Origin of the sequence: Bradyrhizobium sp. CB1717 (assembly GCF_029714325.1) — a bacterium.
Taxonomy (GTDB): Bacteria; Pseudomonadota; Alphaproteobacteria; order Rhizobiales; family Xanthobacteraceae; genus Bradyrhizobium.
This window is the reverse complement of record NZ_CP121666.1, coordinates 3072420-3098184: the sequence shown is the minus strand read 5'-3', so window position 1 is coordinate 3098184 and position 25765 is coordinate 3072420. Positions and strand designations below refer to the sequence as shown.

The following is a 25765-nucleotide window of genomic DNA, read 5'->3' as shown; positions in this document are numbered from 1 at the left end:
TCCGTCACGCCATCGCTGGCGCGTCCGTCCCGACCCAACGGCGGAACAGATCGAAATCGATATTGCCGCCGGACAGCACGAGACCGACGCGCTTGCCCATCAGCTTGCTCTTTTCCTGCAGCGCCGCGGCCAGCGCGGCGGCGCCGGCGCCTTCGGCGAGATTGTGGGTGTCGGTCCAGTAGGCGCGGATCGCGGCGGCGACCTCGTCGTCGGTGACCTCTACGATGCGCGAGGCGCCCTTGCGGATCAGCGCGAACGCATCCTCGTCGGGGATGCGCGTCGCCATGCCGTCGGCGCGCGTGTTGCTGGTCTCGGTCGTCACGATCCTGCCGGCCGCGAACGACAGCGCATAGGACGGCGCTTCCGTCGACTGCACGCCGACGATCTCGGTCTTCAGGCCGAGCAGGTCGCGCGCCATGATGCAGCCGCAGATGCCGGAGCCCTGCCCGATCGGCACATAGAGGATGTCGAGATCGGGCGCGGATCTGAACAGCTCCAGTGCGTAGGTCGCGACACCCAGCACGAGGTCCGGATGAAACGACGGCACCATGTGGAGCCCGGCGAACTGCGCGCGGCGCTCGGCTTCCTCGCGTGCCGCCTGAAAGTCCTCGCCGTGCTCGACGAGCTCGGCACCAAAGGCCTTCATCGCGCGGTTCTTCTCGACCGAATTGCCGCTCGGCACATAAATCACCGCCCGCACGCCGTGGCGGCTCGCGGCAAAGGCCAGGCTCTGACCGTGATTGCCGCGCGTCGCCGAGATGATGCCCGGCGTGTTCGGCCGCTCGCGCTTCAGCCGGTCGAGATAGACGAGCCCGCCGCGCACCTTGAAGGCGCCGATCGGCGTGTGGTTCTCGTGCTTGACCACGACCTCGGTGCCGAGGCGTTCAGCGAGCAGCGGCCAGCCGCGCGCCGGCGTTGCCGGCACCGCCTGCCCCACGATCGCATGTGCGCGCTCGAGCTCCCTCAGGTCGAACATGGGCTCACACCAGCGCCTTGCCGCCGGCGAACGCCTTGGCGGTGGCTTCGTCGTTGGCCTGCTCCGGCAACAGCATCTCGTTATGCGCCTTGCCGGAGGGAATCATCGGGAAGCAGTTTTCGAGCGCGGCGACGCGGCAGTCGAACAACACCGGGCGCTTGACCGAGATCATCTCCTGGATCGCGCCATCGAGATCGCCCGGCTTGTGCACCTGGAGGCCGACGGCGCCATAGGCTTCCGCGAGCTTGACGAAATCCGGCAGCGCCTCGGAATAGGAATGCGACAGGCGGTTGCCGTGCAGCAGTTGCTGCCACTGGCGCACCATGCCCATGTACTGGTTGTTGAGGATGAAGATCTTGATCGGCAGCTCGTACTGCACCGCCGTCGACATCTCCTGCATCGTCATCTGCACCGAGGCGTCGCCCGCGATGTCGATGACGAGGCTGTCCGGGTGCGCCACCTGCACGCCGACCGCGGCCGGCAGGCCGTAGCCCATGGTGCCGAGACCGCCCGACGTCATCCAGCGATGCGGCTCCTCGAAGCCGAAGAACTGCGCCGCCCACATCTGGTGCTGGCCGACTTCCGTCGTGATGTAAGTATCCTTGCCGCGCGTCGCCTCGAACAGGCTCTGGATCGCGTGCTGCGGCAGGATGACGTCGTTGCTCTTCTTGTAATAGAGCGAGTTGCGGGCGCGCCACTGCGCGATCTGCTGCCACCACGACTTGATGTCGGGCTTCTTCGCCTCCGCCTTGAACACCTGGAGGATGTCGCCGAGGATGTTGCCGCAGTCGCCGATGATCGGCACGTCGACGCGGATGTTCTTGTTGATCGAGGACGGATCGATGTCGATGTGGATCTTCTTCGAGCCGGGCGAGAACGCATCGACGCGGCCGGTGATACGGTCATCGAAGCGCGCGCCGACGCACAGCATGACGTCGCAATCATGCATCGTCATGTTGGCCTCGTAGGTGCCGTGCATGCCGAGCATGCCGAGCCAGTTCTTGCCCGAGGCCGGATAGGCGCCGAGGCCCATCAGCGTGGAGGTGATCGGGAAACCGGTGACCTCGACCAGTTCGCGCAGCAGCCTGGTCGCCTCGGGGCCGGAGTTGATCACGCCGCCACCGCTGTAGATCACGGGACGCTTGGCGTTCGCGAGCAGCGCAACCGCTTTACGGATCTGCGTCGCATCGCCCTTCACGCGCGGCGCGTAGGAGCGGTGCACGTCGGACTTGCGCGGCGGATGGTAGGTGCCGGTCGCGAACTGCACGTCCTTGGGCACGTCGACCAGCACCGGGCCGGGACGACCCGAGGTCGCGACATAGAAGGCCTCATGCAGGACTTTCGCGAGGTCGTTGACGTCGCGCACGAGCCAGTTGTGCTTGGTGCAGGGACGCGTGATGCCGACGGTGTCGCATTCCTGGAAAGCGTCGTTGCCGATCAGATGCGTCGGCACCTGGCCGGAGATGCAGACCAGCGGGATCGAGTCCATCAGGGCGTCGGTCAACGGCGTCACCATGTTGGTGGCGCCGGGTCCGGAGGTCACCAGCGCAACGCCGGGCTTGCCGGTCGAACGCGCATAGCCTTCGGCAGCGTGGCCCGCGCCCTGCTCGTGGCGGACGAGGATGTGCTGGACCTCGCTCTGCTGGAAGATCTCGTCATAGATCGGAAGCACCGCGCCGCCGGGATAGCCGAAAATGTCGGTCACGCCGTGATCGATGAGCGCGCGGACGATCATCGCGGCGCCGGTCATCTGGTTCGGATCGTGGCTCTTGTCGCTCATTGGCTTGCTCCGGATGCGCTGTTGTCAGCGGCTTCGTTCAGTCTGGTTCGGGAAATAAAAAAGGCCCCGAAGAGGGACCCTGCACACCGCCTGTCTTGTGGATGGCAGCTAGCCATCCCCGGCGGTGTGCCTGGGTACGACGGCGATAAGGAGTTTGGTAATAATGTTACGCATGGCAGGCGCCCGGCTTCCCAAAGGTTGCGCGAAACATAGCGGCCAAAGCCCGGATGTCAAGGCAATGCGGCCGTTCCCGCGCGATTTTGGCAGTGTAGCGGCGTTCCCGTGGTTCGGCGAGCGGTAAATTCGGGAACCCGGCACAAATGCGCGTCAGTGCTCGCCGTCATTCCGGGATGGTCCGCGGGACCAGACCCGGAATCTCGAGATTCCGGGTTCTCGCTTTCGCGAGCCCCGGAATGACTGTGCAGGGTGCACAGTCACATCTCGTCCCCGGCCGCGCTGACGATCGCGGCGAGCCATCCCCTCGCCTCCTCCGGCCTCACCCATTCGAATTCCGGCAATTGGTGCCGGAACCAGGTGAACTGGCGCTTGGCGTAGTGGCGGGTGTCGGCGCGGCCGATCGTGGCGGCCTCCTCAAGGCTGAGCTCTCCGCGCAGATGCCGGATCAGGGCCGGCACGCCGTGGGCCTTCATCGCCGGCAGCAGCGGATCAAGACCGCGGGCGGCGAGCCGCTCGACCTCCCTCAGGGCCCCGGCACCCAGCATGGCATCGAAGCGGGCGTCGATGCGGGCATAGAGGTCGTCGCGCTCGGGGGCGAGGAATACCGCGCGAAAACTATCTTTCGGCAGCAGCGGCGGCTGGCCCTCATGGTGCCAATCCAGCAGCGAGCGCCCGGTCGCCTCGACCACTTCGAGCGCGCGCGCGATGCGGGTGCGGTCGCGCAGGTTCAAGCGCTCGGCCGCACGCGGATCGCGGGCCGCGAGTTCCGCATGCAGCGCCTCGACGCCGTTCCGCTCCAGCCGCGCCCGCACGTCCTCGCGCAGATCGGCGGGGATTGGCGGCACCACGGAAAGGCCGGCCGTCAGCGCCTTGAAATAGAGCCCGGTGCCGCCGATGAAGATCGGCAGCCGGCCTTCGGCCCGCGCCTCCTCGAGCGCCTTCGCTGCGTCGGCAACCCAGGCCCCGGCCGAGAAATTGACGGCCGCATCGACATGGCCGTAGAGGCGATGCGGAACGCGCGCCTCATCGCCATGGGTCGGACGAGCCGTGATGATGCGGAGGTCGCGATAGACCTGCATGGAATCCGCGTTGATGACGGTGCCGCTCGCGCTGAGGGCAAGTTCGAGCGCCAGCGCCGACTTGCCGCTGGCGGTAGGGCCTGCGATAAGCACCGCCTTGCCAATAGGCCTTCCGCTGACCTGCTCCTCGCTCACGAAAACCTCAAATGTCCCTCGTCGCCACGCTGATCTGCAATCCTGACAACCCCGCGCTCGACTCCACCATCGTCGACGGCGCCCGCGCCGTGCTGCCTCAGGCAGCTCCCGCGCACTGGCTGTTCGACGGGGTTGCGGTCGACATCCCCTTCGGCGCCGACAGTAACCTCGAAGCCGACCGGCACGCCATCGAGCAGCGGTTGCGCGAGCTTCGCGGCGACCTGCCCATCGACATCGTCGTGCAGCCTGCCGGCTTCCGGCGCAAGAAGCTTTTTCTCGCGGACATGGATTCCACCATGATCGGCCAGGAATGCATCGACGAGCTCGCTGACCTGGTCGGGATGAAGGCCCATGTCGCCGCCATTACCGAACGAGCAATGCGCGGCGAGATCGAGTTCGAGCCGGCGCTGCGCGAGCGCGTCGCGCTGCTGAAGGGGCTTCCCGCCAATGTCGTCGACGAGGTGCTGGACAAGCGCATCACGCTGACGCCGGGCGGCCGTGCGCTGGTCGCGACCATGCGCGCGCACGGCGCCTATACCTGCCTCGTCTCCGGCGGCTTCACGCTGTTCACGAGCGCCGTCGCCGCCAAGATCGGCTTCCAGGAGAACCGCGCCAACGAACTGGTCGTGCGCGACGGCAAGTTCACCGGCGAGGTGAAGGAGCCGATTTTGGGCCGCGCCGCCAAGCTCGCAACGCTGGTGGATCTGATGGAGTCGTTCGATATCGACGACGTCGAATCGGTCGTGGTCGGCGATGGCGCCAATGATCTCGCGATGATCCAGGCGGCGGGGCTCGGCGTGGCCTACCACGCCAAGCCGGCGGTGGCAGCGGCCGCAGCGGCGCGGATCGATCACGGCGATCTCACCGCGCTGCTCTATGCGCAGGGTTATCGGCGGGACGAGTTCGTGGAGGGGTAGCCTCTCCTGTCGTCAGCGCTCACCACGCGCTCAGCAGCTGTAGGGTGGGCAAAGGCGCGCTTGCGCCGTGCCCACCGCTCTTGCCGCGATGGTGGAAAGATGGTGGGCACGCTTCGCTTTGCCCACCCTACGGCACCGCGCCTTACTGCACGCTCAGCGCGACAAACCGCAGCTCGCCGTCGGCGTTCGAGACCAGCAGCAGCACCGACTTCTTGCCGTCCTTCTTGAGCTGGTCGACGCGCTTCTGGATGTCGGCACCGCTGGAGACGGCTTCCTGCGCCACCTCGACGATGACGTCGCCGGCGGAGAGCCGCTTCTCGGCGGCGTCCGAATTGGCGTCGACATTGGTGACGACCACGCCCTTGACGCTCTCCTTGATCTTGTAGCGCGTGCGCAGGTCCTTGTTCAGCGCCGCGAGATCGAGACCGAGCGCCTTCTGCGTCACCGGCTTCTCGGGCGCCGGCTCGTCGGTCTTCACCGCGGCCTGCACCTTCTCGGGATCCTGCAGACGGCCGAGCGTGACCTTCTTGGTCTCTTCCTGGCCCTTGCGGATGACGACGACATCGACCTCCTTGCCGACCGCGGTGTCGGCGACGACGCGCGAGAGGTCCTTCGGGTCCTTGACGTCCTTGCCGTCGAACTTGACGACGACGTCGCCGGGCTCGATGCCGGCGGGCTTGGCCGGGCCCTTGTCATCGACGCCGGCAACCAGCGCGCCGCGCGGCGGCTTGATGTTGAGGCTCTCGGCAATCTCGTCGGTCACGCTCTGGATGCGCACCCCCAGCCAGCCGCGACGCAGCTCGCCGAACTGGCGGAGCTGGTCGACGACGCCCGCGACCGTCTTCGACGGCACGGCGAAGCCGATGCCGATCGAACCGCCGGAGGGCGAGATGATCAGGGTGTTGACGCCGATGACGTCGCCTTCGAGGTTGAACAGCGGGCCGCCGGAATTGCCGCGGTTGATGGCGGCGTCGGTCTGGATGTAGCTGTCATAGGGACCGGAAGAGATGTCGCGGTTCTTGGCCGAGACGATGCCGGCCGTCACCGTTCCCCCCAGGCTGAAGGGATTGCCGATCGCGACCACCCAGTCGCCGAGGCGCAGCTTGTCGCTGTCGCCGAACTTCACCGCAACCAGCGGCTTGGTCGGCTTGAACTTCAGCACTGCGAGATCGGTCTTCTTGTCGACGCCGACCAGCTCCGCCTTGATCTTGGTGCCGTCGTTGAGGATGACGTTAATCTCGTCGGCGTCCGCGATGACGTGGTTGTTGGTGACGACGACGCCTGACGTGTCGATGATGAAGCCGCTTCCGAGCGAGTTGGTCTTGCGCGGCGGCGGGCTGCTGCCGCTGTCGCCGCCCTTGCTGCCGCCACCGGGGCCCCTGCGGTTCTTGAAGAAGTCGTCGAAGAACTCCTCGAAGGGCGAGCCGGGCGGCAGCTGCGGCATGGTGTTGGCGCCGCCCTTGGCCTCGACGGTCTGCGAGGTCGAGATGTTGACGACCGCGTCGATCACCTTCTCGGCGACGTCGGCGATGCCCTCCGGCCCGCGCGCCTGAGCCGGGGTGCCAAGCGCGCCGAAAGCGCTGATGGCGAGCGCGGCCAGCCCAATTCGCACACCATGGCGCAAGCGGGTCGAGGCAATGATGGCAGCGGTCATTGTGATCTCCAGAGAAATAAGGATTCGGCGCCAGACTGCGCTCGAACGGGGGCACGGCGCAAGCGCGGACCTTAACGGGTCTCAAGACCCGGATAATATGGCGAAAACCGGCTTCTCGCCTTCACTTTGGCGTTGGCTCTGCGGTTTAAACCGGACGCCGCATCACCCAGATCAGGATCAGGCCGACGACGGCCGAACCGATCCCCACCGCTCGCAGGATGTGGTCGGGAGTGGCCATCGCACTCTTCATGGCCTTGCGCATCCAGTTTGGACTTGCCGCAAACATCAAGCCTTCCAGCACGAACAGGATGCCCAAGCCGATGAGGAAGTCGGCGAACGCAATGGACCTCATCGGATTGGAACCTCCCGTAGTGCTGTTCTTGTCTGGACGAAGGGCGGCAGAACTGCCGCCCCTGTCTAGCTTAAGGCTTCGCCGGCGTCTCGGCCGCCCTCTTGCCGGTCGGGTTACCGAAATACCGGAAGAAATCCGACTCCGGCCGCAGCAGGAAGCGGGTGTCGTTCGCACGCAGCCCGTTCTCGTATGCCGTCATCGACCGGTAGAAGTAGAAGAAGTCGGCATCCTTGCTGTAGGCCTCGGCGAACAGGCGGTTGCGCTCGGCATCGCCCGCGCCGCGGGTCTGGTCGGCCTGCGAATTGGCTTCCGCGATGATCACGGTCGCCTCGCGGTCGGCCTTGGAGCGGATCTCCTGCGCCTTCTGGCCGCCCTGCGCGCGGAACTCGGCGGCCTCGCGCTCGCGCTCGGTCTTCATGCGCAGATAGACCGCCTGGCTGTTCTGCTCCGGCAGGTCGGCGCGCCGGATCCGGACGTCCACCACCTGGATGCCGTAGCCGTCGGCCTCGCGATCGAGCTGGTCGCGGATGCGCAGCATCAGCTTCTCGCGATCGTCGCGCACCACGTTGATGAAGGTGACCTCGCCAAGCACGCGGCGCAGCGCCGCGTTCAGGAGCGTGGTGAGCTGGATGTTGGCAGCCTGGATCGAGCCGACGCTCTGATAGAAGCGCAGCGCATCCTTGATGCGGTAGCGCGCGAAGGCGTCGACCACGAGCCGCTTCTGGTCGGACGCGATCGCTTCCTGCGACGGGTTCTCCAGATCGAGGATCCGCTTGTCGATGTTGATCACCGAATTCCACGGCGCCTTGAAGTGCAGGCCGGGGGCGGTGACGACGTCGACGGGCTTGCCGAACTGCAGCACGATGGTCTGTTCGGTCTGTTGCACCGTGAACAGCGACATGTAGCCGACGATCACGACGAGCAGGAGACCGAGCAGCGTGACGATACCTGTAACCGGAGACCTCATCGGTTGCCTCCGCTCGGCTGCTGGCCGGCGGCAGGCGGCCGCTTGGTCGTCAATTCGTTGAGTGGCAGGAAGGGCACGACGCCCTGGCCCGAGGGGCCGCCGTCATAGACGAGCTTGTCCGCGCCACCGAGCACGCGCTCCATCGTCTCGAGATAGATCCGTTCACGCGTCACGTCGGGCGCCTTCTTGTATTCTTCGTAAACCTTCAGGAAGCGCGCGCTCTGGCCCTTGGCCTCGGCGATCGCCTGCTCCCTGTAGCCTTCGGCAGCTTGCTGGATCTGCGCCGCACGACCGCGGGCCTGCGGCACCACCTGGTTGGCGTAGGTCTGCGCTTCGTTCTGCAATTGCTCGAGATTGGCGCGCGCCGCCTGCACGTCGCGGAACGCGTCGATCACCTGCGCGGGCGGGTCGACCTTCTGCATCTGCACCTGGGTGATGAGAATGCCGGCGCCGTAGCTGTCGAGCGTCCGCTGGATCAGCTCCTGCACGCCCTGTTCGATCGTGTTGCGAGCGCCGGTCAGGATCGGCTGGATCTGCGAGCGGCCGATCACCTCGCGCATTGCGCTCTCGGCGACCGCCTTCACGGTGCCTTCGGGGTTCTGGATGTTGAACAGGAAGTCGCCGACGCCGCCGGCATCGGGCTTGATGCGCCACAGCACGGTGAAGTCGACGTCGACGATGTTCTCGTCGCCGGTGAGCATCAGGCTCTCTTCCGGCACGTCACGGATGGAGCGGCCGCGCCGCGCCGGATCGTCGATCAGGGTCATCCCGATGGAGGTGGTGTTGACGCGCAGCGCCTTCGGCAGCAGCACGGTCTCGATCGGATAGGGCAGATGATAATTCAGGCCGGGGTCCACGGTGCGGACATGCTTGCCGAACCGCAGCACGACGCCGCGCTCTTCGGACTGCACGCGGAAGAAGCCTGACAGCAGCCAGAACGCGATGATGAGCAGGATGATCAGCGTGATGCCGACGCCGGAGAAATAGCCGCCCGGCATGATCTGCTGAAGGCGGTCCTGGCCGCGCCGCAGAAGATCTTCCAGATCCGGCGGCCTTGGCCCGACCGGTTGCGGGCCTGAGCCCCATGGTCCCTTTGGACCCGAGCCCCATGGGCCACCGCCCTGATTCTTCCACGGCATTCGACGCTCTCCTCGGCAGGGTGGAATTGCCCCCGCCCGCTTTGTCCGGTCCGGCTTTATAGGGGACAGGCAGGTCCCTTACAACGCAGCCCTCGCCACCTTCCGAGCTAAGCCCGAAGGCAGAAAAGTCAATGTTAACATTGGCGAATGCGGTTAACGGGGGGGCCGCCGACGATATGTCACATAGGAGTAGTCGGCGCTGTCGTCGGGCCCGGCAGGATGACGGATGCGCGCCATCTCATCCCATTCTGCCTTGTCGATGTCGAAATGGGTGTCGCCGTCGGGCCGAGCATGCACTTCGGTGATTTCGAGGCGATCGGCACGTTCGAGCCATTGCCGGAAGATCTCGGCGCCGCCGATCACGGCGATCTCGGTGACCGAACGCCGCAGGGCATCGCCAAGCGCAACCGCGCCGGCATCCGCGGCGGATGTCGTGACGATGGCACCAGCGGCGCGATAGGCCGCATCGCGCGTGATGACGATATTGGTGCGGCCCGGCAGGGGACGGCGGGGCAGGGATTCGAAGGTCTTGCGACCCATGATCACCGGCTTGCCGATCGTGAGCGCCTTGAAGCGCGCCATGTCGGACTTCAATCGCCACGGCATCGCATTGCCCGCGCCGATGATGCCGTTTTCCGCGATCGCGACGACGAAGACGATGTCCATCAGGCAGAGCTCCCGGCAAGCTGCGTCAGCGCAGGCCCGGTGACGCGGCACAGCGTCCAATCGTCCATCATGACGGCGCCGAGCGATTTGTAGAACGCGATCGAAGGCTCGTTCCAGTCGAGCACCGCCCACTGCAGGCGCGACCAGCCGTTCTCGACGCACTCCCTGGCGAGATAGACCAGCAGCGCCTTGCCGAGGCCCCTGCCCCGATGCGACGGCCGCACGTAGAGATCTTCGAGATAGATGCCGTGGCGGCCGCTGAATGTGGAGAAGTTTGCAAACCAGACCGCAAAGCCGACCGGCTCGCCGTTCCACTCCGCGATCGCGCAATAGAGCTGCGGCCTCTCGCCGAACAGCGCCTCCGCGATGTCAGCCTCGGTTGCCTCGACCTCGTGGGACAGCTTTTCGTATTCGGCGAGCTCGCGGATGAAAGAGAGAACGAGACCGGCTTCGCCCGGGCGCGCGCGGCGAATATTCAGTGACATCTAGACCGCGACTTCCGCCTTGATGTGCGGATGCGGATCATAGCCGACGAGCTCGAAATCCTCGTAACGGAAGGAGAAGATGTCCTTCACATCAGGATTGATGCGCATCACCGGCAGCGCGCGCGGTGCGCGCGTGAGCTGAAGCCGCGCCTGCTCCAGATGGTTGGAATAAAGATGGGTGTCGCCGAGCGAGTGCACGAAGTCGCCGGGCTTCAGACCGGTGACCTGCGCGACCATCATGGTGAGCAGCGCATAGGAGGCGATGTTGAAGGGCACGCCGAGGAAGACGTCGGCCGAGCGCTGATAGAGCTGGCACGACAGCTTGCCGTTCGCGACGTAGAACTGGAACAGCAGATGGCAGGGCGGCAGCGCCATCTTCTCGACGTCGGCCGGATTCCAGGCGGTGACGATCAGCCGGCGGGAGTCCGGGGTGCGCTTGATCATGTCGATGACATTGGCGATCTGATCGATGCTGCGCCCGTCGGCCGTGGGCCAGGAGCGCCACTGATGGCCGTAGACCGGGCCGAGATCGCCATTGGCGTCCGCCCACTCGTCCCAGATGGTGACGCCGTTGTCGCGCAGATATTTGATGTTGGTGTCGCCCTTCAGGAACCACAACAGCTCGTGCACGATCGCCTTCAGCGGCAGCCGCTTGGTGGTCAGCATCGGGAAGCCGGCAGACAGATTGAAACGCATCTGATGGCCGAACACCGACAACGTGCCGGTGCCGGTCCGGTCGGTCTTCTCGGCGCCGTCTGAAAGAATCCGCTCGAGCAGGTCCTGATATTGGTGCATGTGCGACTGAGCCTTTGGGAGGCGGCGAACTTAACGGCCGCCCCCGCGCTGCGACAGCAGCGATTCGCTGCTCCCACAGATTATACAGGGAAAAGGTGAGCGTTCCCGCGGCAAACGACAAGGGGCGGAACTTGCGTCCCGCCCCTCGCCTATCGGCTTGAAAGTGCTGGTTAAGTTGCCGGCTTGAGCACCGGGGTCCATTTCGCGATCTCGTTCTTGACGAGGGTCGCCAGGGCCTCTGGCGTCCGGTCCTTGGGCGCCGGGATGACGCTGCCGAGCTCGAGCAGGCGCTTCTTCACGGTCTCGTCGTCGAGCGCCTTGATGGCGGCAGCGTTCAGGCTCGCAATGATCGCGGGCGAAGTTCCCTTGGGCGCGAACATCGCGTTCCAGGCCTGGGCCTGGAAGTTGGGCAGGCCCGCTTCCGTCGTGGTCGGCACGTTCGGCAGCGACGGATTGCGCTCCGGCGTTGCGATCGCATAGGCCTTGATGGTGCCGGCGTTGATCTGCGGCACGGCATTGACGATCTGGTCGCACATGTAATCGACCTGCCCCGCCACCAGCGCATTCATCGCCGGGCCAGTGCCGTTGAAGGGCACGCCGACCGGCTTGACGTCGAGGATGGAGTGCAGCAGCTCGCAGGAGACGTGCGAGACCGAGCCGACGCCGGCATGCGCCGCGTTCATCTTCTCGGCATTGGCCTTCACGTAAGCCACGAACTCCTTCAGGTCCTTCGGCGGAAAGTCCTTGCGCGCGAGGATCAGGATCGGTGTGCCCGCGAGCAGCGCGATCGGCTCGAAATCCTTCTCGGGATGATAGGCGAGCTTCGGATAGAGCGGCACGGACGCCGCGTGCGTACCCATATGCCCGGTGATGAGCGTATAGCCGTCATTGGCGGCACGCGCCGCACGCGTGGTCGCGGTCGTGCCGCCGGCGCCGACCACGTTCTCGATGATGATGCTCTGGCCAAGCGTCTGCGCCATATGTGCGGTGACGATGCGCGAGATGACATCGGTCGGCCCGCCCGCGGCGAACGGCACGATCATGGTGATGCTGCGCGTCGGATAGTTTTGCGCCTTCGCAGGTGCAACAAAGGCGCACAGCGATGCGAGCGCAGCAGCACATGCGCCCGTAGCAAGCGCGCGAAGAGAGGTCATATCGTTTTCCCCGGGACACAAACAAAAATGCCGGCCACAAGGGCCGGCATTTTCATGTCACGAAGACATCACACACGTCGATTCGACTTCCGAATGCGGCGTGCGGACGCAGGCCGCGCCGCGCGAACGCAGGGCGCCGCGGCTAGTTCTCGGATTCGGTGAACACCTCGTCGCGCTTGGCACGCAGTGTCGGCAACACCGTGAGCACCAGCAGGCCCAGCGAGATCGCCAGCAGCACCGCCGACAACGGCCGCGTCAGGAAGACGCTCCAGTCGCCGCGCGAGATCAGCAGCGCACGACGCAGGTTCTCCTCCATCAGCGGTCCGAGCACCATGCCGAGCAGCAGCGGAGCCGGCTCGAAATCGTGCTTGATTAGCCAGTAGCCGACGAGCCCGAACACGCCGGCGAGGATGACGTCGACGGGCGCGTTGTTCACCGAGTAGATGCCGATCGCACAGAAGATCACGATCGAGGGGAACATCAGCCGGTAAGGCACGCGCAGCAGGCGGACCCAGATGCCCACGAGCGGCAGGTTGATGATGATCAGCATCAGGTTGCCGATCCACATCGAGGCGATCATGCCCCAGACGAGGTCGGGCTGCTTCTGCATCACCTGCGGACCCGGCACGATGCCGTGGATGGTCATCGCGCCTACCATCAGCGCCATCACCGCGTTCGGCGGGATGCCGAGGGTGAGCAGCGGGATGAAGGAGGTCTGCGCTGCGGCGTTGTTGGCGCTTTCCGGCGCCGCCACGCCTTCGATCGCGCCGCGGCCGAACCGCTTCGGATCCTTCGCGAGCTTCTTCTCGAGCGTATAGGCCGCAAACGAGGCGATGACGGCGCCGCCGCCCGGCAGAATGCCGAGGATCGAGCCGAGCACGGTGCCGCGCAGGATCGGCGGCGTCGAGTCGATCAGATCCTTCTTGGTCGGCATCAGGCCGGTGATCTTCTGCTGCACGAGATCGCGGTTCATCTCGGCGCCGGCGTCGAGATTGCGGATGATCTCGGCAAAGCCGAACACACCCATCGCCACCGTCGCAAAGCCGAGACCGTCGGCGAGCTCGGGAATGTTGAAGGCCATGCGCGAGGCGCCGGTCTCGATGTCCGAGCCGACCATCGAGAGCAGGAGGCCGAACACGATCATCGCGATCGCCTTCAGCACCGATCCCTTGGCCAGCACCACCGCGAAGATCAGGCCGAGGCACATCAGCGAGAAATATTCGGCCGGACCGAACGCCAGCGCGAGTTTCGTGAGTGGCGCGCCGAGGACGGCGATCAGGACGGTCGCAACGCAGCCGGCGAAGAACGAGCCGATCGCCGCGATCGCCAGCGCCGGGCCGGCACGGCCCTGCTTGGCCATCTGGTGACCGTCGATGGCTGTGACGACCGATGTCGCCTCACCGGGAATATTGACTAGGATCGACGTGGTCGAGCCGCCATATTGCGCGCCGTAATAGATGCCGGCGAGCATGATCAGCGCGCCGACCGGCGGCAGGCCGAAGGTGATCGGCAGCAGCATTGCGACCGTCGCAATGGTGCCGATACCAGGGAGAACGCCGACCAGCGTGCCGACGAGGGCACCGATCAGGCACATCAGCAGGTTGATGGGAGAGAGCGCGACGACAAAGCCGTGAGCGAGATTGGCAAAAATATCCATCACACCCTCACTGGATCAGGAAACGCGGAAACATCGGCATCGGAAGCCCGAGCACGTAAGGGAACAGGATCGCGCAGCCGAGCGTCAGACAGGCGCCGACGATGGCCGCCTCCAGCCAGCGCGTCTCATGCGACCCTGTCGCCGCGATCATGAAGCTCACGAACGCGGTGACGACGAGCCCGAGCGGCCGGATCGCCAGCGCGAAGAACAGGATCGCAACCATCACGAACAGCGGCCCGCGCCAGGAATAATGCGCCATCGACGGCCCGTCGGCCAGAAGGCCGGTCAGGGCGATGGCGGCGGACAGGGCGACCAGAAGCCCGCCGAACATTCGCGGCGCGGTGCCCGCGCCGAAGGAGAAGCCGCGCATGCCCTGCAGATCGCTCGACGCCCACAACGCGAACAGCGCGACCGCCATCAGAATAACGCCGCCGACATAATCCTGTGCCGACCGGATGGTCATGAACAGCGTGACGATCGCCACCGCAAGGATCGGATAGGAATAGATCAGCGCCAGCAGCACATCGGAGGACGCCTTCTTGGTCTCACCGCCGGCCGCTCCGATCAGGGCCGCGGGAGCACCGGCGACCAGCGCGGTAACGTGGCTGATCAGCACGGTGGCCGGGCCGCGTCCGGTACCCCAGCCGAAGATGGTCCCGATCGACCAGATGAATTCGAAGATCTGCGGCGCTATCGCCAGCAGGCAGAAACCGATCACCACCTTGGTGTTTCGGGTGGCTGTCGCTGAGTGGCCCATCGTCTCGGCCATGCATGTCTCCTCCGCGACCCGTAAGTCACGAGCACTGTTGTTCTAAATCGGCTGGAAAGGGATCCCCGGGCCGCAGCACTGCCTAGCGATTTTCATCACACAATGCCAGCAAAACCCAACAGGCCGCCGGCGAGCAGAAGCCAGAGGGGATTGATGCGCGAGACCGATGCGATCACCGCAACCATCGCGGTCAGAAGCACTGCAGCAATCGTCCGGTCGGTCGACTGGGCCAGGATCAGGGCACTCGCCGCCATCAATCCGATCGAAAGCGGAACCAGTGCAGCCTGGATCAGGGCCGGCCAGCGCGACTGGCTGGGCCGATTCAGGAAACGGCTGACATAATAGGCAACCAACGCGGTCGGCAGGCACATCGCCAGCGTCGCCGCGAGCGCACCGGGGATGCCGGCGACGGCATAGCCGATTAACGTCACGATAAGCACGTTCGGACCCGGCGAGAGTTGTGCGATCGCATAGGCATCGGCGAACTGCTTGTCGGTCATCCAATGATGCACGTCGACCGCGATGCGGTGCATCTCGGGCACCGCCGCGGCGGCGCCGCCGACCGCGAACAGCGACATCAGACCGAAGGTCGAGATCAGCGCCCAGACCGGGTTCTCGGCGTTCATGCTGCTACCTTCCGCCGCAGGAGGAAGGTCGCGCCGATGCTCACGGGGATCGCGACCAGTAGCACGGCCTGAAGCGGCAGGCGGAGCACGCCGATGGCGAGGAAGACACCGAGCATCAGGATCAGCGCGATCGCCTCCATCCGCTTCAGGAGCGGCGTCATCATGCGGAAGACCACGGCGATCAGGAGGCCGACCGCGGCGCAGGAGATGCCTGCGAGGATACGACGCAGCACCTCGAGGTCGCCGAACCGGGCGTAGGCGATCGCGAGCACGGTCATGATCAGCGTCGGCGGCAGCAGCAGCCCGGTAAAGGCGGCGACACCTCCGGCGATCCCGCGCAGCCGCGCGCCAAAGACCATCGACAGATTGACGATGTTGGGGCCGGGCAGGAAATGGCAGAGCGCAAAGGTCTCGTTGAACTCGTCCGCCGTCATCCAGCGGTGCTGCTCGACGATCGCCCGGCGCGCAAACACCAGGACCCCGCCGAAACCGGCCAGCGACATCCGGGCAAAGGCCACAAAGAGCGCGGTCAGGCTGGGCGGGGCGGCAGCGCTGGTCGGATGGTCCGGCTCTTGGGCGACCGGTGCTGAATCGGCGGACATGTCAGGAGCTTAGAACCGAGGCCGCGGCGCGGCCAAGATCGGATCAGCCGCCATCCGGAACCTATCCAAAGGGAACCGCACGTGGCCGCTCGAAACCTCTGTTTTTTGAAACCTTTGCCCCCTATATTGGGGGCGCCGGTTCGCCGGCTATGGAAATAAACGGTCGTCGCAATAAACCATTCGGACCCGGGGGCGGTACCCGGCGCCTCCACCAAAGCCCACATCGGGCAGGCCCTGAAAGCGGGCTTTGGCGGGGGCGAAATAGGATCGACGAGGGCGTAAAGGGCGTACTTTTTCCCGGTATTGTTCCGCCGTTATCGGGCTACTGCAATAGTTGCCAACGACAACTTTGCTCCGGTTGCTCAGGCTGCGTAACGCAGTTTGAAAGACCACTTTAAAGTCCTAGCGGGTTAAGCTCCGCTAGGCGGGGTTCGGAGGCACCTGGCAACAGAAGCCTCCACTTACATTTCATTTCTTCCCGGCGGGGACTCCTGCTGACCCATCAGGCGCGGTACTATTGCGGCTTGGCGAGTCGGACCGGCAGGGTCCGGCTTGGGGGATGCAACAGGACCACCATGGCGACCGATCATATCCGATACGATGTGCTGGCCCGCGACGCGCTGCGCGGCGTGCTGCGGAAGGTGCTGACCGACGCCGCATCCCATGGCTTGCCGGGCGAGCACCATTTCTTCATCACCTTCGTATCGAAGGCCGAGGGCGTGAAACTGTCGTCGCGGCTGCTGGCGCAATATCCGGAAGAGATGACGATCATCCTCCAGCACCAGTTCTGGGACCTGACCGTGCTCGAAGACCGCTTCGAGGTCGGCCTGTCCTTCGGCGGCATTCCGGAGCGGCTGGTGGTGCCGTTCAGCGCCATCAAGAGCTTCCTCGATCCGTCCGTGAAATTCGGCCTCCAGTTCGATACGTCCGACATCGCCGAGGTGGCGCCGGAGAATTTGCCGGCAGCGCCTGCCCCGTCGGCTGTCGCCGTGCCGGCGCCCGCCGCCGAGAAGGCGGAGACCGCGGAAGAGCCGACCCCGCCGAACCAGGGCGGCGCCGAGGTCGTGCGGCTCGATCGTTTCCGCAAGAAATGATCTAGGCTGTCGCGCGGAGCCATCGCGCCTGGTCAAACTGCCTGTATAGAAGAGCACATGAAGAGGCCGCGCGGCGTTTCGCGCGGCAGAATGGATGTGCTCATGGCCAAAGCTGCCCGCTCGAAGACCGCCCGCCCCGCAACTCGCATCGAGACCGACAGCTTCGGTCCCATCGAAGTGCCCGCCGATCGCTATTGGGGGGCGCAGACCGAGCGGTCGCGGCAGAATTTCCGCATCGGCACCGATCGCATGCCGATCTCGCTCGTGCATGCGCTCGGCATGGTCAAGCTCGCTGCCGCGCAGTCCAACCTCGAGCTCGGTCTGCTCGACCAGCGCCGCGCCAATGCCATCATCCGCGCCGCGCGCGAGGTGATCGAGGGCAGACTGGACGACCATTTCCCGCTTGTCGTGTGGCAGACCGGCTCGGGCACGCAGAGCAACATGAACCTCAACGAGGTGATCGCCAACCGCGCCAATGAGCTGCTCGGAGGCGAGCTCGGCGCCAAGAAGCCGGTGCATCCCAACGACCACGTCAACATGAGCCAGTCGTCGAACGACTCCTTCCCGACCGCGATGCACATCGCGGCCGCAAGCCGCATCAACGTCGATCTCGTCCCCGCCCTCGGCGAGCTGCTCCGCGCGCTGCGCAAGAAGGAGAAGGAATTTTCCAAGATCGTGAAGATCGGCCGCACCCACACTCAGGATGCGACGCCGCTGACGCTCGGCCAGGAATTCTCCGGCTATGCCGCGCAGGTCGAAAGCGGCATCGCCCGGCTCAAGGTCGCGGTGAAGGATCTCTATCCGCTGGCGCAGGGCGGCACCGCGGTCGGCACCGGCCTCAACTCGAAGCCGCGCTTTGCCAAGCTGTTCGCAAAGCATGTCGCCGGGATTACGAAGCTTCCCTTCACCAGCGCCGCCAACAAATTCGAGGCGCTGGCCTCGAACGATGCCTATGTGCTGGCGCACGGCGCCATCAACTCGGTCGCGACCGGCCTGTTCAAGATCGCCAACGACATCCGCCTGCTCGGATCGGGTCCGCGCTCGGGGCTCGGCGAGCTGATCTTGCCGGAGAACGAGCCGGGCTCCTCGATCATGCCGGGCAAGGTCAATCCGACGCAGTGCGAGGCGATGACCATGGTGTGCTGCCAGGTGTTCGGCAATCACACCGCGATCACGGTCGCCGGCAGCCAGGGCCATTTCGAGCTCAACGTCTACAAGCCGGTGCTGGCCTACAACATGCTGCACTCGATCCGCCTGATGGCGGATGCCGCGCGCTCCTTCACCGAGCATTGCGTCAGCGGCATCCGCGCCGACGAAAAGCGCATCAGGGAGCTGATGGAGCGCTCGCTGATGCTGGTGACGGCGCTGGCCCCGAAGATCGGCTACGACAACGCCGCCAAAGTGGCCAAAACCGCCCATGCCAACGGCACCACGCTGAAGGAGGAGGCGCTGCGGCTCGGTTTCGTCTCGGCCGACGAATTCGACCGCCTGGTGCGCCCGGAAAAGATGACCAGCCCGGGCTAAATTTCCGAATTCCGATAGTCATCCGTAATGATACGGACGCCAGACGTTCAGAAATATGCGGTTTTGGGGGCGGGATTTGATTACCGTCAATGTTCCGGGGGGGCGGCGTGTTACGCAAGCCCCACCGCCCTGACGGGGCGAAATTCATCGTTTGATGGCCCGAAGGGCCGATTGACGAGGACGAGCGAATGACCATCAAGTCTTTTGGGGCGCAATGCCGCCCCCTGAATATTTCATCCTACCTGCCGAGGATCGGATGATGGAGACGCGGCATGGGGAACGTCATCAACCTGAATCGTTTCAGGAAGCGCGCCGAACGGGAAGCCTCGGCGAAGCAGGCGGACGCCAACCGGACGAAGTTCGGCCGCACCAAGGCGGAGCGGTCGGCGGAGGAGACGCGCGCGGACAAGGCGAAGGCGCACCTGGACCAGCATCAGATCGATCGCGAGGAGCAGCCATGAAGTCGCCCGTCGTGAAGCGATCGATCGTCGTCGCCGGCCACAAGACCAGCGTCAGCCTGGAAGAGGCGTTCTGGAACGGCATGAAGGAGATCTCGGGCCTGCGTAACATGACGCTGTCCGAGCTCGTCGGCGAGATCGACGGCAACCGCCAGCAGGGCAATCTGTCCTCGGCGATCCGCCTGTTCGTGCTCGACTACTTCAAGAGCCGGGCCATGGCCGCCCAGCCGGACAAGGTCCCGGCGCAGTAGCCGCCGGGCGTGTTTCCGGCGCGACTCCGGCGTCTGCACTTTAAAATCACTCTAAGGTGCAGTTTCGGCCGCCGAGGGCGCTTGACCTCAATGCCCTGCGTTGAAAATACAGGGCATGACCGACCATGATGATACGCGCCCGCATATGCCGCTGGGTCTGGCCCTGCGCGGCTATACCGGCGTCATCCAGCACCTTTCCACCAAGGATACGGGCTCTGCGCTTTCGGACATCGAGCTCGAAAGCCGCCTGATCGAGCTTGGCTTCGTCGAGGGCGCCCGGGTCGAGGTGCTGCACGAAGGGCTGGTCGGGCGCGACCCGATCGCGGTCAGGGTCGACAGCATCACGATCGCGGTCCGCCGGCGCGAAGCCATGGCCATCATCGTCGCCTAGTCAGCGACCGGATAACTGCCCCAGGCCCTTGATCCCATGGAAGCACCCCTGCTGCATCTCGCCCTGGTCGGCACTCCCAACAGCGGCAAGACCTCGCTGTTCAATGCCCTGACCGGCAGCCGGCAGAAGGTCGCGAACTATCCGGGCGTCACCGTCGAGCGCAAGGAGGGCTTCTTCGTCACCCCGCTCGGCCGCCAGGTCTCCGTGGTCGACCTGCCCGGCACCTATTCGCTGCGCGGCCGCAGCCCGGACGAGGAGATCACCCGCGACTTCGTGCTCGGCAAGGCCTCCGGCGAGACCGTGCCCGACCTCGTGCTGTGCGTCGCCGATTCCACCAATCTGCGCCTGACCATCCGCCTGCTGCTCGAGCTGAAGCGCACCGGGCGGCCGATGATCCTCGTGCTCAACATGTTCGACATCGCGTCCCGCCGCGGCATCACGGTCGACGTCGAGCGGCTCGCCAAGGAGCTCGGCGTGCCCGTGGTCACCTCGATCGCGGTGCGCAAGGGCGGCACGGCCGACCTGCTGACGCTGACCGACGAGATCTCGGCCAAGCTCGCCAGCGAGCCGCAGGAGAACAGCTGGCGCGCGCTCAGCGTCTCCGAGCTGCGCGCCACTCAGCGCGAGGCCGACCGCATCATCGCCGACTGCGTCAGCCTGCCTGCCAAGCCCGACACCTGGACCGCGCGGATCGATGCCGTCGTGCTGCATCCGGTCGGCGGGCTCATCGTGCTGGCGCTGATCCTGTTCGTGATGTTCCAGGCGGTGTTCGCCTGGGCGCAGCCGGCGATGGATCTGCTCAAGTCAGGGTTCGACGCGCTCGGCGAGCTCGTGAAAGCCACCCTGCCCGACGGCCTGCTGCAGAGCTTCCTTCAGGACGGCGTGATCTCCGGCGTCGGCAGCGTCATCGTGTTCCTGCCGCAGATCATCCTCATCTTCCTGTTCATCCTGCTCTTGGAAGATTTCGGCTACATGGCGCGCGCCGCGTTCCTGATGGACCGCATCATGGGCGGCGCCGGCCTGCACGGCCGCGCCTTCATTCCGCTGCTGTCGAGCTTTGCCTGCGCCATTCCCGGCATCATGGCGACGCGCGTGATCGACAACAAGCGCGACCGGCTGACCACGATCCTGATCGCGCCGCTGATGACCTGCTCGGCGCGCATCCCGGTCTACACGCTGATCATCTCCGCCTTCATTCCGGCCAGGGACGTCTGGGGCTTCATCAACCTGCAGGGCCTCGTGATGTTCGGCCTCTACACCACCGGCATCGTCAGCGCGCTTGCCGTCTCGTTCGTGATCAAGTTCTTCATGATCCGCGACTATGCGCCGGCGCCGTTCATGCTGGAGCTGCCGGACTACAAGATGCCCAGGCTGAAATCGATCGCGATCGGCATCTACACCCGCGCAAAAATGTTCTTGCAGCGCGCGGGCACCACGATCTTCTCGATGATGGTGCTGATCTGGTTCCTGGCCTCGTTCCCGCAGCCGCCGGCAGGCAGCACCGAGCCCGCCATCGACTTCAGCCTCGCCGCCATCATCGGCAAGGCGCTCGAGCCGCTGCTCGCCCCTGTCGGCTTCAACTGGCAGATCGCGGTGGCGCTGATCCCCGGGATGGCCGCCCGCGAGGTCGCGGTCGCCGCGCTCGGCACGGTCTACGCCATCGAAGGCGGCAAGGAAGCGGCCGAGCAGATCGGCCAGGTGCTGGCGACGAAATGGTCGCTCGCTACCGCGCTGTCGATGCTGGCCTGGTACATCTTCGCGCCCCAATGCGCCTCGACGCTGGCCGTGATCCGGCGCGAGACCGGAAGCTGGGGATGGATGGCCGTCACCTTCACCTACATGCTTGTGCTGGCCTATGCCGCTAGCCTCGTGACGTACAATTTCGCGGTAGCGCTCGGGGCAGGCTAAAGCCCCTCCAAAACAAAAAAGCGAAAACAACCCCATGCACAGTAGGCGGGGGTTGTGAAATCAACGGCTTACGCGTGGGCAAAAATCTCCGGCCGTAGCCCGGATGAAGCGCGAGCGAAATCCGGGATTCTCGCGCAACGCACCGCCGGCCCCCGGATTACGCTTACGCTCCATCCGGGCTACGGACTGTCCCGGTTGCGCCGTCGGGCAAAACAGGGGCATGATGGCATCATCGACTTGCGCTCGCATCTCCATGCACAGATCAACCGCGCCTGGCCTTGCGGCCCCGCGCTCGCGCTTTCGCCGGCACGCTCTTTCCATACTTCGTCCACCACGCCGTCAGGGCCTCCATGGTGGGGCCGAGCCCGCGCGCCTTTTCGGTGATCTCCTATTCGACAGCGATGAATCGTCATCCCGCCTCGAGTTGTTGTCAACGCGGATACCACTGACCGCGAGGATCACGCTGATGCGCGAAGGCGTAGGCCGGATTGACGCCGCAATAGGCGTTGGTGCCTGAGGCCGTTGCCATGCATTGCTCATAGGTCGCGAATTGGCAATTGCCCGGGTATCCCCAAATCCGTTCGGCCTCACGATCGAGACCGTCTCGCGGTCGCTGTCCTATTTGCGCGAGCTCGGCATCCTCCGCTTCATCGACAACAACCAGCGCCACGTCGTCATCATCGACAGGCAGCAACTCGCCGCATTCTGACCGGCGTCGCATGAAAAAGGCCCCGGTCGATGCCGGGGCCTGGATTCATCGGGATGACTTCAGGTCAATAGCGAGCCGTGACCGGCGCGCCGTAGCCGCCGAAGCGGTAGTTCAACCGCAGCGTGACCATGTCCACGTCCTGGGTGACCCCGCTGCCGGTGAGCGTGAACCCTCCGGGCGTGACCACGCCTGCGAAGGAGGTGTTGTCACGACCCATCCAGAGATGGTCGTATTCGACGCCGACCGACCAGTTCGGGGTGAAGCCATACTCCCAGCCGACACCCAGGGTACCGCCCCAGCGCGTGTGACCTGCCGAAGCGAGGCCGACGCCGGTGACGTTGTTGAAGATGTCAAAGCGATTGCGCGTCACCGCGGCGCCGCCCTTCACGTAGAGCAGCGAGGCGTTCCATGCCCAGCCGAGCTGGGCCGTGAACAACCCGATCGCATCGATCTTGCCCGTGGTCGAGATCAACGGATCGACCAGGCTGACGCGGGTGTTCTTGATCTCGGCCCAATCGCCCTGCGCTTCCAGGCCGAGCACGAACTGATTGGTCTGCCAGCGATACCCGATCTGTCCGCCGGCGAGGCCTCCGGAGCGATCGGCGCAACCACTTGCGACGGCGCCTGCGGGCGTTATCAGATCCGCACAGCCGTGGCTCCACCCATAACCTCCGTTGGCGCCAATATAGAATCCGGTCCAGTTGTAGACCGCCACCACCGGCGCTGGCGGCGGCGCTGCCTTGACAGCCATGTCGGCAGCCATGGCCGGAGCCACCATGCTCAGCGCCGCGAAGCCGATCGCAGCTATCGAAAGCTTCTTCATTGTCTCGTCCCCTTTGCTCAAATCTCTTCCGTTCAAAACGTGGGCCCGCATGCAGGCTGGCGTGCATAAGTGCTGCGAACATCCTGGAGTTTACGGGCGAGGGAGTCTGGGGCGCGTACCAAAATGGCAACACCCAAGCGCCATGTCTATGCACGGCAACGTGCTTACTCGCCATCCCCGGCTTCAGGCGCCGAGGTGCTGTCTTGTACGTCGGCAAGCCAGGCGGCGATGCGGGAGGACGGGATGAGCCGCCTGGGAAGGTGGGGATTGATCGTGCCAGCGAAGACAGCGAGACCTTCATCGAGCTTTGCGCGCGCGAACAGCTTGGCTTCATGCTCGGACGCGAAAGTCTTCGTCTCACGGGGGCTCCGCTGTCTCAACAGCAAGCCCCGCTTTCGAACTTCAAAGGTGACGTACCAAGTCGGGGTCATTGCTCACGCCAACAGATCGCCATCCAGCCGATTTGCCGTTGTGACGCGGCCGTGACCGCCGCGCTTGACGCAGATCAAATCAAATGGCTCGGCGAAATTGCGGGCGAGGAAGGCAATAGACGTCGCGGCGAGATACTCACGATCCCCTTGGAACTGCGACCATTGATTTTAGTCAATGGCGGAGGTCATCGGCCTGTCAGGCTAGCTCGTCGTCCTGCAAAGGGAGAGAGTACATGGCTGGACATGCCAAGCTGATCGGACTGTTCGTCACCGCCGCGCTGTTCACGGCAACGCCCCTGTCGCTCCACACCTCGCCGGTGGATGCGCTCACCGTGTCCGTCGACACCGCCGAGGCTCGCGTCGGGCGTCCCCTGACCCCCGGAAGCGTTGCAGGCGTCAACCGCCGGGTCCATCGGCGCGCGTATTACGGCGCAGCAGCGGCGGGAGCTGCAGCCTATGGCGCCTATGGCGCCTATGGCTATCGCCGGGCTTGCGGATATTACCCCTATCCGCCCTGCTATTGAGCCCGGCGCGATCGCATCAGCCATCGAGCCAATCAACCGGAGGCAGCTTGACCCGCCTCCGGTCTCGACACTTGGGCTGGTTGACCCATCGGGCTAAACACCGGCATGATGGCATCGTCGGGCTTCGAGCCGTCGGGATCGCAGCCAACCCAAATCGCCATCAGCATTCATGGATCGCTTCAGCACGGAACGGCTGATCGCCGAGCGACTGCACGCAGATCATCTCCCCGACCTCGTTGCGCTGCATCTCGATGCCGACGTATCGCGTTATCTCGGCGGCGTGCGCTCGGCGGAGGTGACCAGGACCTATCTCGACGTCAACATGGCCCATTGGGACCAGCATGGCTTCGGGCTGTGGGCGCTGCGAACCAAAGACGGCGCATTCGCGGGACGGGCGGGCCTCCGTCACATCATGGTGGATGACGTGGACGAGGTCGAGATCGCCTACGCGTTCAGGCGCGGCGTCTGGGGCCGGGGACTTGCGAGCGAGATCGCGACCGCGATGACGCGGATCGGGCTTTCGCACCTCAAACTGCCCTCGCTGATCGGCCTGGTGTTTGCCGGAAACATGGCATCCCGCCGTGTGCTGGAGAAATCGGATTACCTGCTCGAACGGAACACGGACCGCTTCGGCAATGACTCCGTGATCTACCGCATCCGGCTGTGAGCGCATCATCGTAGGATGGGTAGAGCGAAGCCATCGCGCTTCGACACGCTCGAAGGCAATGATGGGTTTCGCTTCGCTCTGCCCATCCAACGGACTACGACCAGGACGATCGGAACAAAGAAACCCAAGCCGATAGCAGTTCCATTGTGGCTGCGATGGTGCAGGACCTGAACAGCCATTCAAGAAAGTTTCCTGCCTGTTCCTGCAACAGGCGAAGGCGGCGGTCGTTGACTCGCGACGAACGCAAGCCAAGGAGGAACAGATGAAGAAGCTGACTTACGCACTTGCTGCGCTAGCGACGCTTGCAATCGGTACCCCCACAATCGCCAACGCGGCCGGCTTCGGCGTCTATGTCGGCGGCGACAGGGACTACTATGACGGCCCGCGGGCGCGCATCTACGAGCATGACCGCGGCTGGCACCGTGGCTGGTACCATCGCGACCGCGACTACGACCGCGGCGTCGTGATCCGTCGTTATCATCATTGGGACGATTGATGCGAGCGAGCGATCGTACAAGGAGGCCCCGCTTCGGCGGGGCCTTTTTGACGCAAGGACTTTTGCATTTGGACGCAAGGAGGGGCCGCCCGGCGAGGCGGCCTCCTGGCCGACATCAGATCGCTTTGCCTCGGCCTATCAAATCACTTGGGGGGCGACGCTCTGCACGCCGTCATTGCGAGCGCAGCGAAGCAATCCAGGATCTTTCCGCGGAGGCAGTCTGGATTGCTTCGCTGCGCTCGCAATGACGGCGTAGAAGCAGCAAGTAGCCCGTTGTCACCATCGGGCTACGAAAATCCTACCTGAAATACCCCACCACGAGATCGACATCCGAGCTGCGGGCCGCCGTGCCGTTCAGTTCGGCATCGATGACGCGGCGGCAGGCCTCGATCGCGGCGTGGTCGCCGAGGTCGTTGGCGGCTTCAAGCACGAGCCATGCGGCGTCCACCGAGGCCTTGTCGGGCGCTCCGCCGCCGAGATCGGTGGCGACAGCCGTGTTGAGGTTCTTATTCTTGCGAACTGCGGTGCCGAATTGAGGCAACATCTGCAATACTCCCCT

Annotated in this window: 29 protein-coding genes, 1 other RNA gene and 2 pseudogenes; 12 read left to right on the top strand and 20 right to left on the bottom strand. The window is 64.8% G+C overall.

Annotated features, from left to right (window positions below):
* Window positions 1–4: 4 nt before the first annotated feature.
* From QA649_RS14630 to miaA, 3 genes are all read right to left on the bottom strand, one after another.
* A complete protein-coding gene (locus tag QA649_RS14630) occupies window positions 5–976 on the bottom strand; it encodes a threonine dehydratase (protein ID WP_283024801.1) in 972 nt (323 codons plus the stop codon).
* A gap of 4 nt (window positions 977–980) precedes the next feature.
* Window positions 981–2756, bottom strand: a complete 1776-nt coding sequence (locus QA649_RS14625) for an acetolactate synthase 3 large subunit (RefSeq protein ID WP_283024800.1) — start codon at window positions 2754–2756, stop codon at window positions 981–983.
* 434 nt (window positions 2757–3190) lie between these two features.
* Complete coding sequence (gene miaA, locus QA649_RS14620) at window positions 3191–4147, bottom strand: tRNA (adenosine(37)-N6)-dimethylallyltransferase MiaA (protein ID WP_283024799.1); 957 nt, start codon at window positions 4145–4147, stop codon at window positions 3191–3193.
* Between the two features lie 11 nt (window positions 4148–4158).
* Here miaA and serB point away from each other — a divergent pair, with 11 nt between their 5' ends.
* The gene (gene serB / locus QA649_RS14615) at window positions 4159–5064 is read left to right on the top strand and encodes a phosphoserine phosphatase SerB (RefSeq protein WP_283024798.1); all 906 of its coding nucleotides are present in this window, start codon (window positions 4159–4161) and stop codon (window positions 5062–5064) included.
* A 142-nt stretch (window positions 5065–5206) separates the two neighbouring features.
* Here the strand turns inward: serB and QA649_RS14610 are convergent, their stop codons facing one another.
* From QA649_RS14610 to QA649_RS14555, 12 genes are all read right to left on the bottom strand, one after another.
* On the bottom strand, window positions 5207–6718 hold the full coding sequence (locus QA649_RS14610; RefSeq protein WP_283024797.1) for a Do family serine endopeptidase: 1512 nt from the start codon (window positions 6716–6718) through the stop codon (window positions 5207–5209).
* Between the two features lie 145 nt (window positions 6719–6863).
* Window positions 6864–7070: a DUF2065 domain-containing protein gene (locus tag QA649_RS14605; protein WP_212339542.1), complete on the bottom strand. Its 207-nt coding sequence runs from the start codon at window positions 7068–7070 to the stop codon at window positions 6864–6866.
* A gap of 70 nt (window positions 7071–7140) precedes the next feature.
* A complete protein-coding gene (locus QA649_RS14600; RefSeq protein ID WP_283024796.1) occupies window positions 7141–8037 on the bottom strand; it encodes a protease modulator HflC in 897 nt (298 codons plus the stop codon).
* A complete protein-coding gene (hflK, locus tag QA649_RS14595) occupies window positions 8034–9176 on the bottom strand; it encodes an FtsH protease activity modulator HflK (protein ID WP_063689070.1) in 1143 nt (380 codons plus the stop codon). Before hflK ends, QA649_RS14600 begins: the two co-directional genes overlap by 4 nt.
* A 153-nt stretch (window positions 9177–9329) precedes the next feature.
* Window positions 9330–9842, bottom strand: coding sequence for a dihydrofolate reductase (locus QA649_RS14590; RefSeq protein WP_283024795.1), 513 nt, complete (start codon window positions 9840–9842; stop codon window positions 9330–9332).
* A complete protein-coding gene (locus QA649_RS14585) occupies window positions 9842–10327 on the bottom strand; it encodes a GNAT family N-acetyltransferase (RefSeq protein WP_283024794.1) in 486 nt (161 codons plus the stop codon). The genes QA649_RS14590 and QA649_RS14585 overlap by 1 nt, the downstream gene beginning before the upstream one ends.
* Entirely contained in the window at window positions 10328–11122 is a 795-nt protein-coding gene (locus tag QA649_RS14580; RefSeq protein ID WP_014493053.1) for a thymidylate synthase, read from the bottom strand.
* A 170-nt stretch (window positions 11123–11292) separates the two neighbouring features.
* The gene (locus QA649_RS14575) at window positions 11293–12276 is read right to left on the bottom strand and encodes a tripartite tricarboxylate transporter substrate binding protein BugD (RefSeq protein ID WP_283024793.1); all 984 of its coding nucleotides are present in this window, start codon (window positions 12274–12276) and stop codon (window positions 11293–11295) included.
* Between the two features lie 142 nt (window positions 12277–12418).
* On the bottom strand, window positions 12419–13933 hold the full coding sequence (locus QA649_RS14570; RefSeq protein WP_283024792.1) for a tripartite tricarboxylate transporter permease: 1515 nt from the start codon (window positions 13931–13933) through the stop codon (window positions 12419–12421).
* A gap of 7 nt (window positions 13934–13940) precedes the next feature.
* Window positions 13941–14702 (bottom strand): tripartite tricarboxylate transporter TctB family protein, encoded by a 762-nt coding sequence (locus QA649_RS14565; RefSeq protein WP_283024791.1) that lies wholly within the window; start codon window positions 14700–14702, stop codon window positions 13941–13943.
* A 95-nt stretch (window positions 14703–14797) separates the two neighbouring features.
* Complete coding sequence (locus tag QA649_RS14560; protein WP_283024790.1) at window positions 14798–15328, bottom strand: chromate transporter; 531 nt, start codon at window positions 15326–15328, stop codon at window positions 14798–14800.
* Window positions 15325–15930, bottom strand: a complete 606-nt coding sequence (locus QA649_RS14555) for a chromate transporter (RefSeq protein WP_283024789.1) — start codon at window positions 15928–15930, stop codon at window positions 15325–15327. Before QA649_RS14555 ends, QA649_RS14560 begins: the two co-directional genes overlap by 4 nt.
* A 95-nt stretch (window positions 15931–16025) precedes the next feature.
* Here QA649_RS14555 and ssrA point away from each other — a divergent pair.
* The 7 genes from ssrA to QA649_RS14520 all read left to right on the top strand — a co-directional run bounded on the left by ssrA (window position 16026) and on the right by QA649_RS14520 (window position 21556).
* Window positions 16026–16392, top strand: a transfer-messenger RNA (tmRNA) gene (gene ssrA / locus QA649_RS14550).
* Window positions 16393–16505: 113 nt separating this feature from the next.
* A complete protein-coding gene (locus QA649_RS14545; RefSeq protein WP_283024788.1) occupies window positions 16506–17024 on the top strand; it encodes a ClpXP protease specificity-enhancing factor SspB in 519 nt (172 codons plus the stop codon).
* Between the two features lie 90 nt (window positions 17025–17114).
* Window positions 17115–18548, top strand: coding sequence for a class II fumarate hydratase (gene fumC, locus QA649_RS14540; protein ID WP_283026029.1), 1434 nt, complete (start codon window positions 17115–17117; stop codon window positions 18546–18548).
* 272 nt (window positions 18549–18820) lie between these two features.
* Window positions 18821–19009 carry a DUF4169 family protein gene (locus QA649_RS14535; protein WP_018640859.1) on the top strand — a complete coding sequence of 63 codons (189 nt, stop codon included), beginning with the start codon at window positions 18821–18823 and terminating at the stop codon, window positions 19007–19009.
* Complete coding sequence (locus QA649_RS14530; RefSeq protein WP_018640860.1) at window positions 19006–19257, top strand: ribbon-helix-helix domain-containing protein; 252 nt, start codon at window positions 19006–19008, stop codon at window positions 19255–19257. The genes QA649_RS14535 and QA649_RS14530 overlap by 4 nt, the downstream gene beginning before the upstream one ends.
* A 115-nt stretch (window positions 19258–19372) precedes the next feature.
* Window positions 19373–19648, top strand: a complete 276-nt coding sequence (locus QA649_RS14525) for a FeoA family protein (protein WP_018640861.1) — start codon at window positions 19373–19375, stop codon at window positions 19646–19648.
* 36 nt (window positions 19649–19684) lie between these two features.
* Window positions 19685–21556, top strand: coding sequence for a ferrous iron transporter B (locus QA649_RS14520; protein WP_283024787.1), 1872 nt, complete (start codon window positions 19685–19687; stop codon window positions 21554–21556).
* A gap of 262 nt (window positions 21557–21818) precedes the next feature.
* On the opposite strand, the pseudogene QA649_RS14515 reads toward QA649_RS14520, so the two are convergent.
* Together QA649_RS14515 and QA649_RS14510 are read right to left on the bottom strand one after the other, a co-directional pair.
* Window positions 21819–21953: pseudogene (locus tag QA649_RS14515) on the bottom strand (transcriptional regulator); the annotation flags it as partial.
* 33 nt (window positions 21954–21986) lie between these two features.
* Window positions 21987–22136: pseudogene (locus QA649_RS14510) on the bottom strand (DUF3551 domain-containing protein); the annotation flags it as partial.
* Here QA649_RS14510 and QA649_RS42945 point away from each other — a divergent pair.
* Entirely contained in the window at window positions 22089–22265 is a 177-nt protein-coding gene (locus QA649_RS42945; RefSeq protein ID WP_349254065.1) for a helix-turn-helix domain-containing protein, read from the top strand. The pseudogene QA649_RS14510 and the gene QA649_RS42945 sit on opposite strands and share 48 nt — an antisense overlap.
* A gap of 64 nt (window positions 22266–22329) precedes the next feature.
* Here the strand turns inward: QA649_RS42945 and QA649_RS14500 are convergent, their stop codons facing one another.
* Complete coding sequence (locus QA649_RS14500) at window positions 22330–23088, bottom strand: outer membrane beta-barrel protein (RefSeq protein WP_283024786.1); 759 nt, start codon at window positions 23086–23088, stop codon at window positions 22330–22332.
* A 164-nt stretch (window positions 23089–23252) separates the two neighbouring features.
* Window positions 23253–23519, bottom strand: a complete 267-nt coding sequence (locus QA649_RS14495) for a hypothetical protein (protein ID WP_283024785.1) — start codon at window positions 23517–23519, stop codon at window positions 23253–23255.
* A 233-nt stretch (window positions 23520–23752) separates the two neighbouring features.
* Between QA649_RS14495 and QA649_RS14490 the strand changes: the two genes are divergently transcribed.
* From QA649_RS14490 to QA649_RS14480, 3 genes are all read left to right on the top strand, one after another.
* Entirely contained in the window at window positions 23753–24043 is a 291-nt protein-coding gene (locus QA649_RS14490; protein ID WP_283024784.1) for a hypothetical protein, read from the top strand.
* Window positions 24044–24212: 169 nt separating this feature from the next.
* Entirely contained in the window at window positions 24213–24710 is a 498-nt protein-coding gene (locus QA649_RS14485; RefSeq protein WP_283024783.1) for a GNAT family N-acetyltransferase, read from the top strand.
* A 262-nt stretch (window positions 24711–24972) separates the two neighbouring features.
* Window positions 24973–25206 (top strand): hypothetical protein, encoded by a 234-nt coding sequence (locus QA649_RS14480; protein WP_283024782.1) that lies wholly within the window; start codon window positions 24973–24975, stop codon window positions 25204–25206.
* A gap of 298 nt (window positions 25207–25504) precedes the next feature.
* On the opposite strand, the gene QA649_RS14475 is transcribed toward QA649_RS14480, so the two are convergent.
* Complete coding sequence (locus QA649_RS14475) at window positions 25505–25750, bottom strand: hypothetical protein (RefSeq protein ID WP_283024781.1); 246 nt, start codon at window positions 25748–25750, stop codon at window positions 25505–25507.
* Between the last annotated feature and the right edge of the window lie 15 nt (window positions 25751–25765).

What these genes read in the sequence shown, in the direction of transcription:
- QA649_RS14555 (WP_283024789.1), bottom strand. Translation starts at nt 15,930, where the DNA reads ATGTCCGCCGATTCAGCACCGGTCGCCCAAGAGCCGGACCATCCGACC.
- QA649_RS14565 (WP_283024791.1), bottom strand. Translation starts at nt 14,702, where the DNA reads ATGGCCGAGACGATGGGCCACTCAGCGACAGCCACCCGAAACACCAAG.
- QA649_RS14525 (WP_018640861.1), top strand. Translation starts at nt 19,373, where the DNA reads ATGACCGACCATGATGATACGCGCCCGCATATGCCGCTGGGTCTGGCC.
- QA649_RS14480 (WP_283024782.1), top strand. Translation starts at nt 24,973, where the DNA reads ATGAAGAAGCTGACTTACGCACTTGCTGCGCTAGCGACGCTTGCAATC.
- QA649_RS14530 (WP_018640860.1), top strand. Translation starts at nt 19,006, where the DNA reads ATGAAGTCGCCCGTCGTGAAGCGATCGATCGTCGTCGCCGGCCACAAG.
- hflK (WP_063689070.1), bottom strand. Translation starts at nt 9,176, where the DNA reads ATGCCGTGGAAGAATCAGGGCGGTGGCCCATGGGGCTCGGGTCCAAAG.
- serB (WP_283024798.1), top strand. Translation starts at nt 4,159, where the DNA reads ATGTCCCTCGTCGCCACGCTGATCTGCAATCCTGACAACCCCGCGCTC.
- QA649_RS14575 (WP_283024793.1), bottom strand. Translation starts at nt 12,276, where the DNA reads ATGACCTCTCTTCGCGCGCTTGCTACGGGCGCATGTGCTGCTGCGCTC.
- QA649_RS14495 (WP_283024785.1), bottom strand. Translation starts at nt 23,519, where the DNA reads ATGACCCCGACTTGGTACGTCACCTTTGAAGTTCGAAAGCGGGGCTTG.
- QA649_RS14610 (WP_283024797.1), bottom strand. Translation starts at nt 6,718, where the DNA reads ATGACCGCTGCCATCATTGCCTCGACCCGCTTGCGCCATGGTGTGCGA.
- QA649_RS14475 (WP_283024781.1), bottom strand. Translation starts at nt 25,750, where the DNA reads ATGTTGCCTCAATTCGGCACCGCAGTTCGCAAGAATAAGAACCTCAAC.
- QA649_RS14560 (WP_283024790.1), bottom strand. Translation starts at nt 15,328, where the DNA reads ATGAACGCCGAGAACCCGGTCTGGGCGCTGATCTCGACCTTCGGTCTG.
- QA649_RS14545 (WP_283024788.1), top strand. Translation starts at nt 16,506, where the DNA reads ATGGCGACCGATCATATCCGATACGATGTGCTGGCCCGCGACGCGCTG.
- QA649_RS14570 (WP_283024792.1), bottom strand. Translation starts at nt 13,933, where the DNA reads ATGGATATTTTTGCCAATCTCGCTCACGGCTTTGTCGTCGCGCTCTCT.
- QA649_RS14535 (WP_018640859.1), top strand. Translation starts at nt 18,821, where the DNA reads ATGGGGAACGTCATCAACCTGAATCGTTTCAGGAAGCGCGCCGAACGG.
- QA649_RS14625 (WP_283024800.1), bottom strand. Translation starts at nt 2,756, where the DNA reads ATGAGCGACAAGAGCCACGATCCGAACCAGATGACCGGCGCCGCGATG.
- QA649_RS14605 (WP_212339542.1), bottom strand. Translation starts at nt 7,070, where the DNA reads ATGAGGTCCATTGCGTTCGCCGACTTCCTCATCGGCTTGGGCATCCTG.
- fumC (WP_283026029.1), top strand. Translation starts at nt 17,115, where the DNA reads ATGGATGTGCTCATGGCCAAAGCTGCCCGCTCGAAGACCGCCCGCCCC.
- QA649_RS14580 (WP_014493053.1), bottom strand. Translation starts at nt 11,122, where the DNA reads ATGCACCAATATCAGGACCTGCTCGAGCGGATTCTTTCAGACGGCGCC.
- QA649_RS14485 (WP_283024783.1), top strand. Translation starts at nt 24,213, where the DNA reads ATGGATCGCTTCAGCACGGAACGGCTGATCGCCGAGCGACTGCACGCA.
- QA649_RS14590 (WP_283024795.1), bottom strand. Translation starts at nt 9,842, where the DNA reads ATGGACATCGTCTTCGTCGTCGCGATCGCGGAAAACGGCATCATCGGC.
- QA649_RS14600 (WP_283024796.1), bottom strand. Translation starts at nt 8,037, where the DNA reads ATGAGGTCTCCGGTTACAGGTATCGTCACGCTGCTCGGTCTCCTGCTC.
- QA649_RS14630 (WP_283024801.1), bottom strand. Translation starts at nt 976, where the DNA reads ATGTTCGACCTGAGGGAGCTCGAGCGCGCACATGCGATCGTGGGGCAG.
- QA649_RS14585 (WP_283024794.1), bottom strand. Translation starts at nt 10,327, where the DNA reads ATGTCACTGAATATTCGCCGCGCGCGCCCGGGCGAAGCCGGTCTCGTT.
- QA649_RS14500 (WP_283024786.1), bottom strand. Translation starts at nt 23,088, where the DNA reads ATGAAGAAGCTTTCGATAGCTGCGATCGGCTTCGCGGCGCTGAGCATG.
- QA649_RS14490 (WP_283024784.1), top strand. Translation starts at nt 23,753, where the DNA reads ATGGCTGGACATGCCAAGCTGATCGGACTGTTCGTCACCGCCGCGCTG.
- QA649_RS14520 (WP_283024787.1), top strand. Translation starts at nt 19,685, where the DNA reads ATGGAAGCACCCCTGCTGCATCTCGCCCTGGTCGGCACTCCCAACAGC.